The 14,699-nt window shown below is 48.1% G+C and carries 13 protein-coding genes; 2 read left to right on the top strand and 11 right to left on the bottom strand.

Annotated elements, in window-relative coordinates:
• Nucleotides 1–137 precede the first annotated feature (137 nt).
• The 8 genes from FYJ39_RS03510 to gpr all read right to left on the bottom strand — a co-directional run bounded on the left by FYJ39_RS03510 (nt 138) and on the right by gpr (nt 9,745).
• Nucleotides 138–851, bottom strand: a complete 714-nt coding sequence (locus FYJ39_RS03510) for an MIP/aquaporin family protein (RefSeq protein ID WP_154471060.1) — start codon at nt 849–851, stop codon at nt 138–140.
• A gap of 100 nt (nt 852–951) precedes the next feature.
• Nucleotides 952–2,448, bottom strand: coding sequence for a glycerol kinase GlpK (glpK, locus tag FYJ39_RS03505; RefSeq protein ID WP_154471059.1), 1,497 nt, complete (start codon nt 2,446–2,448; stop codon nt 952–954).
• A gap of 95 nt (nt 2,449–2,543) precedes the next feature.
• Nucleotides 2,544–3,113, bottom strand: coding sequence for a glycerol-3-phosphate responsive antiterminator (locus tag FYJ39_RS03500; protein WP_154471058.1), 570 nt, complete (start codon nt 3,111–3,113; stop codon nt 2,544–2,546).
• Nucleotides 3,114–3,311: 198 nt separating this feature from the next.
• Nucleotides 3,312–4,082: a DNA alkylation repair protein gene (locus tag FYJ39_RS03495; protein ID WP_154471057.1), complete on the bottom strand. Its 771-nt coding sequence runs from the start codon at nt 4,080–4,082 to the stop codon at nt 3,312–3,314.
• Between the two features lie 32 nt (nt 4,083–4,114).
• Nucleotides 4,115–5,308: a radical SAM family heme chaperone HemW gene (gene hemW, locus FYJ39_RS03490; RefSeq protein WP_154471132.1), complete on the bottom strand. Its 1,194-nt coding sequence runs from the start codon at nt 5,306–5,308 to the stop codon at nt 4,115–4,117.
• A gap of 60 nt (nt 5,309–5,368) precedes the next feature.
• On the bottom strand, nt 5,369–7,183 hold the full coding sequence (gene lepA, locus FYJ39_RS03485; protein WP_154471056.1) for a translation elongation factor 4: 1,815 nt from the start codon (nt 7,181–7,183) through the stop codon (nt 5,369–5,371).
• Between the two features lie 149 nt (nt 7,184–7,332).
• Entirely contained in the window at nt 7,333–8,589 is a 1,257-nt protein-coding gene (locus FYJ39_RS03480; RefSeq protein ID WP_154471055.1) for a stage II sporulation protein P, read from the bottom strand.
• 115 nt (nt 8,590–8,704) lie between these two features.
• Nucleotides 8,705–9,745, bottom strand: coding sequence for a GPR endopeptidase (gene gpr / locus FYJ39_RS03475; protein ID WP_154471054.1), 1,041 nt, complete (start codon nt 9,743–9,745; stop codon nt 8,705–8,707).
• A gap of 316 nt (nt 9,746–10,061) precedes the next feature.
• Between gpr and rpsT the strand changes: the two genes are divergently transcribed.
• Together rpsT and FYJ39_RS03465 are read left to right on the top strand one after the other, a co-directional pair.
• Nucleotides 10,062–10,325, top strand: a complete 264-nt coding sequence (gene rpsT / locus FYJ39_RS03470; RefSeq protein WP_154471053.1) for a 30S ribosomal protein S20 — start codon at nt 10,062–10,064, stop codon at nt 10,323–10,325.
• Between the two features lie 158 nt (nt 10,326–10,483).
• Nucleotides 10,484–10,633 carry a molecular chaperone GroEL gene (locus FYJ39_RS03465; RefSeq protein ID WP_154471131.1) on the top strand — a complete coding sequence of 50 codons (150 nt, stop codon included), beginning with the start codon at nt 10,484–10,486 and terminating at the stop codon, nt 10,631–10,633.
• Nucleotides 10,634–10,849: 216 nt separating this feature from the next.
• On the opposite strand, the gene FYJ39_RS03460 is transcribed toward FYJ39_RS03465, so the two are convergent.
• The 3 genes from FYJ39_RS03460 to hydG form a co-directional block, all read right to left on the bottom strand.
• Entirely contained in the window at nt 10,850–11,428 is a 579-nt protein-coding gene (locus FYJ39_RS03460) for a TIGR01440 family protein (protein WP_407923824.1), read from the bottom strand.
• A gap of 45 nt (nt 11,429–11,473) precedes the next feature.
• Complete coding sequence (holA, locus tag FYJ39_RS03455; protein ID WP_154471051.1) at nt 11,474–12,451, bottom strand: DNA polymerase III subunit delta; 978 nt, start codon at nt 12,449–12,451, stop codon at nt 11,474–11,476.
• Between the two features lie 98 nt (nt 12,452–12,549).
• The gene (gene hydG / locus FYJ39_RS03450) at nt 12,550–13,965 is read right to left on the bottom strand and encodes a [FeFe] hydrogenase H-cluster radical SAM maturase HydG (protein ID WP_154471050.1); all 1,416 of its coding nucleotides are present in this window, start codon (nt 13,963–13,965) and stop codon (nt 12,550–12,552) included.
• Between the last annotated feature and the right edge of the window lie 734 nt (nt 13,966–14,699).

The raw sequence follows: 14,699 nt of genomic DNA, 5'->3' as shown, positions 1-14,699 counted from the left end.
CTGCTCCTGAAAAAAGCAGGGTAAACAAGGTATGCTTCCATACCTTTTTGCCCTGCTCCATTCTCACGCAATGATTATAGAATTTTACCCCCGGCATACGCCCTAGGAGCTGCTTTAAGCAACAGCTGTTATAATGCCTATGCCCACGGAATAGCGCTGTACAGCAATGCACCCGCCACTGCTCCAACAACCGGTCCGACAATAACTACAGGCGCATAGCCCCAGTTGGAAGCTCCTTTACCCTTAATTGGAAGAACTGCATGGGCAATACGCGGTCCTAAGTCACGGGCCGGATTGATTGCATAGCCTGTCAGGCCTCCCAGAGACATTCCAATGGATACGATAATACCAAACACCAGAAACTTATCAACTCCTGGAGGAACTGCTCCCACCTGTCCAATGCCCTTGATGGCAAATACAAGCACAAATGTTCCGATTATTTCACTCAACATGTTGCGCCCCATGCTGGGTACGGACGGACCGGTTGAAAAGACGCCCAGCTTGGTTGCTGATGAATCTGTGGCGTCAAACTGATCCTTAAACAATACATATACCAGGCACGCACCCAAGAATGCGCCTGAAAACTGAGCTATCATATATCCAGGCACCAATGACCACGAAAGACTTCCGTCCACTGCCAGAGCAATGGTAAGAGCCGGATTAAAATGTGCTCCGGAGGCTGCTCCGAAGATACATGCAGGAATCATAACCGCCAACCCCCATGCCAAAGTAATTTGAATCGAGCCTGCGCCCTTCATACCGGTTTTGTTCAGCGTTACGTTAGCTACAACGCCGTCACCTAAAAGGATAAGTATCATAGTTCCTAAAAATTCCGCTATATACACTAACATATAGTACCCCCTTTTTGAATAACAGGCAGATTACGGCCTTTCACAGCTTCTCCCAGCCGAAATACCCCTTATTAGCGCTTACCTCCCATATCCCCTTTGCCTAGTTCTCCTTCGCCCATCCATAGGAGCACTTCACTGCCTTATTCCATCCGGCTACCATCTCCCCTCTCTTTTCTTCGCTGATTTCCGGCGTAAAGGTTCTGTCAATCGCCCAGTTCTTTACAACCTCTTCCTTGCTGGCCCAATAGCCAACTGCCAGACCTGCCAGATAGGCAGCGCCCATAGCGGTTGTCTCTACACACTGAGGGCGGTTCACAGGCGCGTTGATGATATCGGCTTGGGTCTGCATCAGATAGTTGTTGGCGCTTGCTCCTCCGTCTGCCTTAAGGGCTGCCAGTTCAATGCCGGAATCAGCCCTCATAGCCTGGAGAACGTCATTGGTCTGATAGCACAGGGAGTCCAGAGTCGCGCGGATTATATGATATTTGTTCACCCCACGTGTAAGTCCCACAATGGTTCCTCTGGCATACTGATCCCAGTGAGGGGCCCCCAGCCCTGTAAAAGCCGGCACAACATAGCAGCCGTTGGTATCCTTAACCTTCCTTGCCATGTACTCGGAATCCGGCGAGGAATCAATAAGCTTCATCTCGTCTCTCAGCCACTGAATAGCAGCGCCCGCTACGAAGATGGAGCCCTCCAGCGCATAATTAACCTTTCCGTCCAATCCCCAGGCAATGGTGGTCACAAGACCGTTTTTGGAAAATACAGGCTTTTCTCCCGTGTTCATCAGCATGAAGCAGCCAGTTCCATATGTATTCTTAGCCTCTCCTGGTTGGAAGCAGGTCTGCCCGAACAGGGCCGCCTGCTGATCGCCTGCGGCTCCTCCAATAGGTATCTCACCTCCGAAAAAGCTGGAATCCGACTTGCCGTACACCCAGCTGGAGGGCCTTGCCTCCGGAAGCATGGATCTGGGAATATTAAGTTCTTTCAGGATCTCAGCATCCCATTCCAGAGAATTAATGTTAAACAGCATGGTACGTGATGCGTTGGAATAATCGGTTACATGAACAGCTCCCTTTGTCAGCTTCCAAATTAACCAGGTTTCCACGGTTCCAAAGAGCAGCTCTCCCTTCTCAGCCCGCTCTCTCACGCCTTCCACATGATCCAGAATCCATTTCAATTTGGTTCCTGAAAAGTAAGCGTCGATCACAAGTCCTGTCTTGGCGCGGAAGGACTCAACCAGGCCCTTCTCCTTTAGACTGTCACAATACTCGGAGGTCCTGCGGCACTGCCAGACAATTGCATGGTATACAGGCTCCCCTGTTTCCCTATCCCATACAATGGTGGTTTCACGCTGATTGGTAATGCCGATTGCAGCGATATCCTCTGCCGCAGCCCCTATCTTCGACATAGCCTCCACCGCTACTCCCAACTGTGTAGACCAGATCTCGTTTGCGTCATGCTCTACCCAGCCCGGCTTCGGAAAATACTGTGTGAACTCCTTCTGGGCAACACTGCACATTTCTCCCTTTTCATTAAAAAGGATACATCGGTTGCTTGTTGTGCCTGAATCCAGCGCCATTACATACTTTGCCATAAAAACCTCCTTCTTATTTTCCGATACACTCCACGTGTATCTTTTTTACATAAACCAATCCCTATCCCCTAAGGCACCGGTTTTGTCCCCCATCATTACATCCTCCAAACCTTATGATTGGTTGTGGTAACGGAAATAGCCCCTGCTGAAAGGGCTGCCATCACATCCTCCTTATCGGATATCAGACCCCCCGCAATCACCGGTATTTTTACCAGCTTGCACACCCTGCGGATTACCTTCGGCATTAGCCCGGGCAAAATTTCTATGAGATCCGGTCTTGCTGCCGCCATCTGTCTCTCGATATTTTCAAATGCCATAGAATCCAGAATGAAGATTCTCAGGGTGGTATGCAATGACAATTCTCTGGCCCGTTTGATAAGGGCAGGCTTTGTAGAAATGATGCCGTCCGTCTCCGTATTGCTTTTAATAAAATCCACCGCTACCTCTCTGCCGCTGAGTCCGGTGATTAAATCGATATGCACCATTGCTGCCTTTTTTTTCGCCTTAATCTGCCGGACAATACTGCCGATATTACAGATATCTCCAAACAGGATAAATACAACTTTAATTTCTTCCCTGGCACAGCAGGCATCCAACCCCTCCATGTCCTTTACTGCCGCAATAACCGGATTCGCCTCAATCAAATCATAAAATTTCTGTTCCATCAACCTCCCCCTTTTGACCCATAAAAAAGAGCATAGCCATAAAGCAACATTTCTGTTGTTCTTACTATGCTCTCATTCTCTCAGCATCCTTATTCTTCTGAACTTAATATAGCATATTGCATATATATTTTCAATATGCGTATAATATTTCTTTTCTTTTTTACAATGATTATATTATTATTTTCTCCGCTCCACAGGCTATCTGACGGCGCTATTGGTTTTCACAGGCCGTTTCATACTGCGGATTGCTGCCTTTGTTTCCTGGTCCACCCGGCAGGACTCTGTAATTTTCTGAAGCGCTTTGTTATAAGTCCAATCGTCCAGATGGCTATTTCGCAGATAATCCATAGTGGACTCCTGACATTTTACAAAATATACGGAGATAGCCCATGCCTGAGCCATTTTGACGTAATAGCCCTCGTGACGGATTTTATCGATAGCTGCCAGGGCCTGCTTTGCATAGGCCCGTTGTGCAAAATGGTTCAACAGCATAACTAGGCCAAAGCGCAGCTCATACTCACTGCCAGACAAAAGATAGGGCTGAATAAACTCCCAGACCTCCTCCTTGTATCTGGAGGACAGCTTCAAGGAACTGCAAAAAAGGTCGCAGGAAGCCCAATTATCAATAGCCGGAATGAATTCTTCTACATAGCTCCTGGCTGTATCCCAGGTTTTGCAGCCGCCGCACACACACAAAGCCCATAGGATGATTTCATCATAGTATACGCCGTCCTCCCCCTGCCCCTTTTCCCTCCATGCGTCAGAAACCTGGCTAATATAGGCCTGCCAGCCATCCTTTAAAAGCTCCCTGGCCAGCCTTCTAAGCTCAGGAGTTCTCACTCCCAGCACTCCCTCCACCCCCGGCAGAAGCCTTCTGTGAAACTCCCTGTATTTGGGATCTGTAAGACCGTTTAAGCGCGTCCGGTATTGTTCTCTTATGCTTTGTTCTTTTATGCTTTTGTCAGCCATACTTCCTCCCTTTGCCTGCCCTGCTTCCAGCCTTAGTCTAACAGAAATTCCCTCAGAACAAGGTTACTTACATCCATCCCCCACTCTGTAAGGGAGATCCACACCCCTTTTTTCTGCAAAAGGCCGTTGTCTATAAGCTGTTTCATCACCGCTCCATAGACATGCTCCAGCTTGATCCCAAACATGGATACAAACTCAAGCTCTGAAACGCCCCTTATCATCCTAAGTCCCAGAAACATAAATTCCTCCATTTTTTCCTCTCTGGTAAGGTGATGCACAGCACCACGCAGGCAGGACAGAGCGTTGTCCCGAAAGGCTTCACTAAAATCCAGGCTAAGATACGCATCCATATCCCGCTCGTTGGCAAAGCGGCAGCCCTTTATATAGGAGGCTGCCCCAAGGCCCAGCCCAAGATATGGAATCTGAGTCCAATAACCTATATTATGTCTGCATTCCCATCCGGGCCTGGAGTAGTTGGATATCTCATAACGGCCATAGCCCTGCTCTGCCAGAAAGCTTCTGGTCAGATGATAGAGCCTGTTTTCCGTATCTTCATCCGGAAGAGAGGGAGATTGCCCACATGCGTTGGCGCCTTCACCGTACATCTCAAAAAAGGGGGTTCCTTCCTCCACAATCAGACTGTAAGCGGAAATATGTTCAGGCTTCAGCATCGTCACCTTTTTCAGCGTATTTCTCCAGGAATCCATAGTTTGGCCCGGAATACTGCTCATCAAATCGATATTAATATTGGAAAATCCGGACATTCTGGCATACTGGAAGCTTTTTAAAAATTCCTCGAAGGTGTGGATTCTTCCTAGATACTGCAGCTCCCGGTTATTGGCAGACTGGAGGCCGATGCTTACCCGGTTGATGCCCAGCGCCCGGTATACAGGAAGCTTTCTCTGCAGCAGGGTTCCCGGATTTACCTCAATGGTAATCTCCGCATCCCCAGCTATATGGAAATTCTCAAACAGAGACTGCATTAAATCACGGATGAGTAAGGGATCTATAACAGAAGGAGTGCCTCCTCCTATAAAAACCGTTGTAACCTGATATTCACGGCAGCAGGCGCCCTGAGCCCGGATTTCCCTTATCAGCTGCATTATATATTCCTCCTGTACGGAGCGCAGAGCCCTAAAGGAGAGAAAATCACAGTACAGGCATTTGCTGGCGCAAAAGGGGATATGGACATACAGTTCCAATGGTTTCTTCTGTCTATTTGTCATAGCTTCCTTCATCTCTTTTACATACCGCCCTGTCATAGGATAGCCGAACATTGACTGGAATTACTGCTCGTCCAGCTTCAGTACACTCATAAATGCCTTCTGAGGGATTTCTACGCTTCCTATCTGGCGCATGCGCTTTTTTCCTTCCTTCTGCTTCTCTAAAAGCTTTCTCTTACGGCTGATGTCTCCTCCATAGCATTTTGCAAGAACGTCCTTGCGAACAGCCTTTACCGTTTCTCTTGCAATTATTTTACCGCCTGCGGCTGCCTGAATGGGAATTTCAAACAGGTGCCTGGGAATCTCCTCTTTTAGCTTCTCACACATCTTCCTTCCCCTCTCATATGCAGAATCCGCGTGAACAATGAAGGAAAGGGCGTCCACCTCCTCCTTATTGACCAGGATATCCAGCTTTATAAGGCTGGAGCGCTGGTACTCCTTCAGCTCATAGTCGAAGGAAGCGTAACCTCTGGAACGGGATTTTAAAGCGTCAAAGAAATCATAGATGATTTCATTGAGAGGAAGCTCGTACTTAAGCAGGGCTCTTGTAGTCTCCATATATTCCATTCCCAGATAAACGCCCCGGCGTTCCTGACATAGCGTCATGATTGAACCTACAAACTCTGTTGTCACCATGATTTCAGCGCTGACGATTGGCTCCTCCATATAGTCAATCTCCGTAGGATCGGGCAGATTAGAAGGATTCGTCAGCTCCATCGTTTCCCCGGAGGTTTTGTGAACACGGTAGACGACGCTGGGGGCTGTGGTCACTAGATCCAGATTATATTCACGCTCTAAACGCTCTTGTATAATCTCCAGATGCAGAAGGCCTAGGAAGCCGCAGCGGAAGCCAAAGCCTAAGGCTATTGAGGTCTCAGGCTCATAAAAGAGAGAGGCATCGTTTAGCTGGAGCTTCTCCAGCGCCTCCCGCAGATCATTATATTTGGCGCCGTCTGCAGGGTAAAGGCCGCAGTAAACCATAGGAGTTACCTTTTTATATCCTGGAAGAGGCTCAGCAGCCGGATTCGTTCTGTTGGTTACAGTGTCGCCCACCTGCGTATCCCGAACATTTTTGATGCTTGCCGTCATATAGCCTACCATCCCCGCGCTTAACTCCTCACAGGGAATAAATTGGCCTGCGCCGAAATACCCTACCTCCACAATATCCGCCTCCGCGCCGGTAGCCATCATGCGGATCGGAGTTCCCTTCTTAACAGTCCCCTCCATAATGCGCGAAAAAATAATCACGCCCTTGTAGGAATCGTAAACAGAATCAAATATCAGGGCCTGAAGGGGCTTCTTGGGGTCTCCCTTAGGAGCCGGAATCTTGTGTACAATAGCCTCTAGCACTTCTTCTATATTAACGCCTGTCTTTGCGGAAATTCGGGGAGCATCGCTGGCATCCAGTCCGATCACATCCTCGATCTCAGCTGCAACACGGGCTGGGTCCGCACTTGGAAGGTCAATTTTATTAATTACAGGGAACACATCCAGATCGTGATCCAAAGCCAGATATACATTGGCTAAGGTCTGGGCCTCAATTCCCTGGGAAGCGTCCACCACCAGAACCGCGCCGTCGCAGGCCGCCAGACTTCGTGACACCTCGTAATTAAAATCCACATGGCCCGGCGTGTCAATAAGATTAAATATATATTCATTACCATCCTGGGCCTTATAGATGGTGCGAACTGCCTGAGACTTGATGGTAATTCCCCGTTCCCGCTCCAAATCCATATTATCCAGCACCTGCTCCTGCATTTCTCTGCTGGTTAAAAGGCCGGTCTTTTCAATGATGCGATCCGCAAGGGTGGATTTTCCGTGGTCAATGTGTGCTATTATACAAAAATTGCGGATTTTATTCTGATCAACGTACGCCATTGTCGTTCCTTTCTAGCTTGTCTTTCTCTGAATCTGCTTAGTAAAATATACCATTTTTTAAGTTCGTATGCAACTTAAAAATCTTCCTTTGCTTCCTCCCTAATCCGGCAGCGTCTCCCCTTTTTCTGATTTATCATCCCCCTTCCCGTCTAATTTCTTTCGCCCCCCAGAACCATATCCAGAAGCTCTGACAAAGGCTCCATGGCATTCAGGGCTTCCTGATAGGTATTCGTCTGAGCGCCTACCTCGATGAGGCTGGAGCACGGACGAAGATGCTGGTTGTAGCGCAGGCCCTTCAGATAAATCTTCCTGGTAAGGCCGGGATAGTAGGCTTCCGCATCCAGCTGCATCTGCAGGCTGAAGGCCAGGTTATCCTCCCGGAAAGGATTTTGAAGATACTCGATGGGGCCTTCCGGCGTCTGACTTAATCCGTTAAAAAACATAATCTGGGCTGTATCCTTGCCGTCCACCTGAGTCACCATATGCAGATTTTCTCCTACGCCGTCCCGGTGGATGTCCAGCACCACCTGAATCGAAGGATTCTTCTGGAGGATACTGGCAATGCCTTCCAGGGCATAATTGTAGGCCTTGCTTCGGTCCAGCTCCCCGTTCTTCAAATCATATACCGACTTGTCATGATAGACACGATAGCCCTTTGCCTCCAGCAGCCTTGTCAGATACTCCCCCAAACCTATCACAGTCTGTCCTGGCCCGGAATCCTTAAAGGCCTCCTGGGAATGGGTGTGGTAGATCAGTATCTGGGGTTTGGAGCTGTCCTTCTCCAGAGTCAGGTCCTTCTCCAACAAGACTTTGGCATTCATCAGCTCCCTGCCTGCCGTGGTAGAGGTATGTACACTGTAAAAATGCTTCATAAGAAAATCATAATCCATCAGCTGCTCCATCACATAGGTGGAGCCTGTAATCGGACGGTTCATAGAGCCGATCAGAAAAGCCCCCGGCTGACCGCCTGAAATGTCTCCCTCTCCCGCTGCTTCTCTCCCGTCAGAGGCGGATTTCGAGGCAGCCGCCGTCTGTGGGTCTGTTGTCTGCTGCCCTGATTCCTCATTGCCGTACCAGGCCAGATACTGATGCTCCTGGTAAAAGGCTTTCACAGCCTGATATTTCCGGTAGGATGGATCTGGATCTGGGATTTTCTCATCTCCTTCGATTCTGAAACGTTCTCCGATTCTGTATCCTGCATCCGGGCTCAGCGGGCCAGCGTGGTTCCAGATGGCCTCTACTAGCCACTGGCCTCCTGCCTGAAGGAGCTGCCTGAGATCCATTTTTATAACAGCGCCTGCCCCCTGGCTGATATAGCGTCCCCAAAGAAGGAGCAGGAGCATCAGGACCGTGCCGGCAATAAACCGGCGTATCAGCCGGTCCATGCCTCCACGTCTTAATCTCATATCATATTCCACCTGACGTTATTCTGGAGCAGCTTCGAATTTCAAGCATGCTCTCGTAATATGATATGCAGCAATCCCATAGATATTGCGGCTTTATTCATCCCTTCCAATCCAATCACTTCTCAGGACGAAGGCTTTGACTATTCCGTGCAAACACAGCCTGATGAATCCCCTCTGATATGGTAAAGCTCAGCTGCTTCACTGACTGATCGATATCCGGCGGGGTTACATACAATGGGCCAAACTCCGGCTCCAGAAGCTCCCTGATCAGCTGGTATTGCTGGTCGGGATCCATTTCCTCAATCCAGCTTCCTGTCCCTTTGGTGCTGTCATTCTGAGACAGCACCCTTACCAGAGCGGACACCGTATCATGAACGATGGCCGCCGCCCCCACAACCGTAGGCACTCCGATTGCCAGCACAGGCACACCCATACTTTCCTTTGTAAGGCTGTGGCGGTGGTTTCCTACGCCGGAGCCCGGATGTATGCCAGTATCCGTAAGCTGTATGGTAGTGCCAAGTCTACGCACGCTTCTGGCTGCCAGGGCATCGATGGCAATAATCAAATCCGGGTGTATCTGGCTGATAATTCCCATCAGGATTTCCGCAGTCTCCATACCAGTCTGGGCCATTACACCAGGAGCGATTCCGCTCAATGCCAAAAGTCCCCTGTCCTTAAGGAAGGAATCCCCATATTGTCCCTCCAGGTGCCTGGTCACCTGGAGATTTCCCAGAACCCTCGGCCCCAGGGAGTCCGGGGTTACTGAGGCATTTCCCAAGCCTACCACAAGTATGGAAGGCAAAGCATTCCTCTTCCAGTTAATCATCTCCCCTGTAAGTCGCCGTATCTGACGGGCCAGCTCCTCCGCTATTTCGCTGTGGTACTCATCATCCCCCTTGGAAAGCCGGTCTGCCTCCAGAGTCAGGTAGGTGCCCTTCGGCTTTCCCATAGCTTGCGCTCCCTGATCGTTGAGGATTTTCACCTCAGTCAGCTTTACCTGGCTTTTCTGACGCCGCCATTCCTTCAGCTTAACGCCGGATATTTCCCCTCCGTCTCCCTGAAAGCTCTCCTTCTGCTCCAGAGCAAGATCGGTTCTGACCTCAAATTGTCCCTGCTCTGCCGTATTCAACATTTCTACGACTTCATGTTCCTGCATATGCGTTCACCTCTCAGCTGTTTTTCTTCCATCTCATGGTTATTTTGGTCTTAAATTGCCAATATTATGTATGCCTTGCCAGATCCGGCAGCCTTTCTAAAAAATCACAGCTTATACTATGGAATCGCATAAAAACTCAGATTCATTTACCATTTATTCATTCTTGCGTTTGTCGTGAAATTCTCCCAAATACTCCTTGACATTTTCCGGCAAATTCGATAGAATATAAAAGTATGTTTACATTGAACTGTCCGTGTCCAGACTTTGATGGAAAACACAAAGAAACTATTTATTTTAAGAACGGAGGTGTATTTCATTGGCTAACATTAAATCTGCAAAGAAGAGAATCTTAGTAAACGAAACTAAGGCTGCTAGAAACAAGGCGATCCGCTCCAGGGTTAAAACTTCGATCAAAAAGGTGAACGCTGCTGTTGCTGCCGGGGACAAGGCTGCTGCCCAGGCTGCGCTGCTGGCTGCTACCTCTGAGATTGATAAGGCTACTTCTAAGGGAGTTTACCACAGTAACACTTCTTCCCGTAAAGTATCCCGTTTATCCAAGGCCGTTAATTCTATCGCTTAATTAAAATAGAGAATGAATTTCAGACATTAGGCCCCTTTCGGACTGACCCGCCGGAAGGGGTCTTTACTGCATCCCTTCCAACTAGCTTCCCCCCGTAAAATTACAGTAAAACGCATAAAGATTATGGATTCTCACATACTATGATTGAGGTGAGTGAAATGGCATCCTATGTCTCCCCGACTATACGGGACAAATTTGAAACTCTTTCAATCGACCTGAAAAACTGCATTCTGGAACGTAATGTACGCCTGGAATCGCTCCAGGATTTGATTCGGGTACTGGAAGAAATTGTGAACGAGGGAAGCTGAATACTTCCATCTGCAAATCGAACTTCAAGAGGGCATCTCGAAAGTCTACAATGACTTTTGGGACGCCCTCTTGAGGTTACCGGAAATTGAACTGCCTATTGTGCAGCAGATTGATTTCATGAACACTGGCACTTCCTATCCCTTACCGCTGTATCGCCATACCCGTATCCAGACGGCCGTCGAAAACAGGAACGTAAACATACGACGCTACAGCTTCTACATACGGCTCTCATCATAGCACGCCCGCATTCCTCCGATAAATTTGGGCCTGGTTCTGGCACAGACTATATGGGCGCTTCCGATTTCCTTTGTCTGAATCCGAACAGGCACCGCTACCTCCTTAAGATGCATGCCGATTAACGTATCTCCAATATCGATTCCAGCATGAGCTCTAATGCGCTCCACTGCCACCGGCTCCTTAAGAGCAGCCCAGGCAGCCGTCCCAAAGGAGCCCCCAGCCTTTAGCTGGGGCACTACATTTACCGGCTCCCAGCCATATTGCTTCGCAGCCTCCGCCTCCAATATCACCGCACGATTCAAATGCTCGCAGCATTGGGCTGCCAGATAAATTCCCATAGGAGCCAGCTCCTCATGGAGAGCCGTGAAAACCGCTCTCCCAATATCACCGCTGGAATGAGAGCCGATTTTAAAGCTGGCAATCTCGCTGGAGGAGCATCCCACAACTAGAATCTGCCCTGGCTTCATATGGGCCGTCTCCAGCAGTTCCTTTAACACCTGTTTCGTCTGAATCTTAATATGCTCCAGAGCGCTTGCTTCAATACAATCCTTTTCCATGCTGTCCTTCTCCATTCTCTTCATCCTTTCCCAAACCTTTACCGCTCAGTATTGATTCGTTATCAAAAGCTCCACTGCCATGCGATCCGGAAGCCTTCCTGTCTTTACGTGCTCCTCCATATCCACACAGAACTTCACATAAGAAAGAATCTGTTCTCTGGAAAATATCCTGGCCTGAAGCATAAGCTTCCCTGTTACAAAGGGCTGCAGCTTAAGCTTAGAAGCAATGGCCCCCTTCTCCATCCCGGTTCCCATTAGCTCCTTTACCTGGAGAATCTGGTTAAACTGTCTTGCAATCAGGAACAGAATCCGCATAGGCGGCTCCTTCAAGGTAAGCAAATCCTCATACAAATCCATTGCCCCTCTGGTGTTTTGGCTGGTGATGGCCGTTATCATATCGAATATCTTATTCGTCACCTGCGGAACGCAGACTGCGTCCACATCCTCCTTTGTAATCACATCCCTGCCCAGGGTATAACAGGTAAGCTTTTCCAGCTCTGAGCTGATATTCTCCATATCGTCTCCCACCCTGCTTAAAAAATATTCCATGGTGCGGCCTGTTATCTTCCTCCCGTTTTTAGAGAGAAGCCCCGCCGCCCACCTGGACAGCTGCCCCGGAGCCTGGCGGGACAGCTCTGCCGGATAGCCGTATTTTTTCACTGCCTTATATAGCTTGCTCCGTTTATCTACCTCCGACTCTACAAACACAATACAGGTGCTCTCTGGAATCCGCTCTGCATAGGCCGCTAGCTCCTCCCCTGCGGCTCCGCCTTTGAAAAAGCCGGTATCCTCCAGTAGAATCAGACGCTTATCCGCAAAAAAGGGCATAGTGTCGGAAAGGCCAATGATTTTATTCACATCAGCCCCTTTGCCCTCATAGTAATTGTAATTCATAGTGTCCCCGGATGTGACGGCCTCCCTCAGACGGCTTTTGTAATTATGTTTCAGATATGCTTCCTCGCCGTATAAAAGATATACAGGCTTGAACGTGCGGTTCTTGATATCCTGATTCAGTGTCTGCATGCAAAGGTTATCCTTCCATAAAAATCTGTGCTATTATACTTATTTGCCGTTTTCAGTATAACACAAATTGCCCCACTTAAACGAATGAAATCTATCGTTCAGAAACGAAAATCACGGATTCCCCGCTCAATCTTCTCCAAATGCTCCCGACAGACCTCCCTCACCTTATCCTTAGGTATATTGGCAAGCTCATCCTGTATCATTTTCTCTCCCAGGGCCCTGGTCTCCTCTGAAGCATAATCCATAAGAAACTCCTTCAGAGTCATTAGCGCGTTGGGATGGCAGCAGTTTTGAATCTGTCCGCTCTTGCATAGGCTCATAAACCGATCTCCTGTACGCCCCTCCCGATAGCATGCTGTACAAAATGAGGGGATATATCCCATTTCCATCAGCCAGCGCACTACTTCGTCCAGGCTTCTCTGGTCGGAAACGTCAAACTGCTCTGTGTCTGTGGGACGCTCCTTTTCCTGGTAGCCGCCTACGCTGGTTCTAGAGGCTCCGCTTATCTGTGATACGCCCAGACGGATGACCTTTTCCCTTACTCTCTGGCTCTCTCTGGTGGAAATAATCATGCCTGTATAAGGAACAGCCAGGCGGATGAGGGCGCAGAGCTTTGCAAATACCTCGTCATCTATACTGTTATCAAACACAGATGGATCAATATCGTCCGCATGCTTAATGCGGGGCACGCTGATGGTATGAGGACCCACGCCGTGAACCGCCTCCAAATGCTCCGCATGCATCAGAAGGCCTGCAAACTCATATTTGTACCGCTCCAGCCCAAACAGAACTCCCAGGCCCACATCATCGATGCCTCCCTCCATGGCACGATCCATAGCCTCGGTATGATAATTGTAATCATGCTTTGGCCCAGTGGGATGGAGCAGCTCATAGCTCTCCTTGTGATAGGTTTCCTGAAACAGGATATAGGTTCCGATTCCAGCTTCCTTAAGCCTTCGGTAATTTTCAACCGTAGTTGCCGCAATGTTGACATTGACCCTGCGGATTGCTCCGTTTTTATGCTTCACCGAATAAATCGTCTGAATGCATTCCAGTATGTACTCGATGGGATTGTGAACCGGATCTTCCCCTGCCTCCAGAGCCAGGCGCTTATGTCCCATATCCTGCAAAGCAGTTACCTCCTTGACAACCTCCTCCTGGGTCAGCTTCTTCCTGGTAATGTGTTTGTTCTTTCCATGGTAGGGACAGTAGGTACAGCCGTTAATGCAGTAGTTGGATAGATAAAGAGGCGCAAACATGACGATGCGGTTCCCGTATAATTTTTTCTTAATCTCCTCTGCAATGCTATACATCTCTTCAATCTTGTCCGGCATCTCGCAGGCCAGCAGCACCGAGGCTTCCCTGTGATTCAACCCTTTTAAAAGCCGGGCTTTTTGGATAATGGAATCAATTAATTCCACATTATCCTTATTCTTTTCCCCATAGGCAAGGGTTTCAAGAATTTCCTCGTGGCAGATAAATTCTTCTGCTTTTAATGATTTTGGATTATACATAATGATTTCCTTTCTTTGGGTCAGAGCATTACTTCCCCTTCAGTTATTTTTCACCTGCATACACAGGCCTGTATCTATTACAAAGCCAGCCTGGCGCCGGCTCCATAATCAATCATCTTCCTATCAAGCTGTCAATGTCCAAACAGGCATTACAAAAACACAAAGAAAGCAGACCTTTCTAATGAAAAATTATATCACACAATTTTCTTTCTGTACATCTGTTTTCTTCCTTAGGGCCTACGGTTCCTCTTTCTCTCAGCTACAGCCCTTATAGGATAAAAATGGCTTCCTGAACCTTTAGTCACGCTTATCACCCGCCTTCAACTGTATAAACGATAGTACAACAATCATCAGTAAATTTCCATCAACCATCCCCCTACCGCTTTGATATTACCTATATATCATACTACATATCGCTTATTTTATCATATATAATATTATTATGCTTCATTTATAGAATATTTTTATTTATTTAATACAAAAAAATGCAGACCGCCAGTCCTTCCGACGTTCTGCACTTCCAGGATGCCCCCCCTTGCATCCTCAATGTTATTTATTCTCCATTTTTTGCATTAATTGGTTGAAATTGTAAATTGCCTTGTTTTTGGATTTTGATATGCAGATAAATATAAATTTCCATACGGATTTTCACTAATATCAATTCTGATATAGTCTGGCCGAACATATTTACTGAAATTTCCAAATGAATATAGCCTCTTCGCTGCTACATAAGT

Source organism: Clostridium porci, from assembly GCF_009696375.1.
In the GTDB taxonomy this organism is placed as follows: domain Bacteria; phylum Bacillota; class Clostridia; order Lachnospirales; family Lachnospiraceae; genus Enterocloster; species Enterocloster porci.
This window is presented reverse-complemented; position numbering and strand designations above follow the sequence as displayed.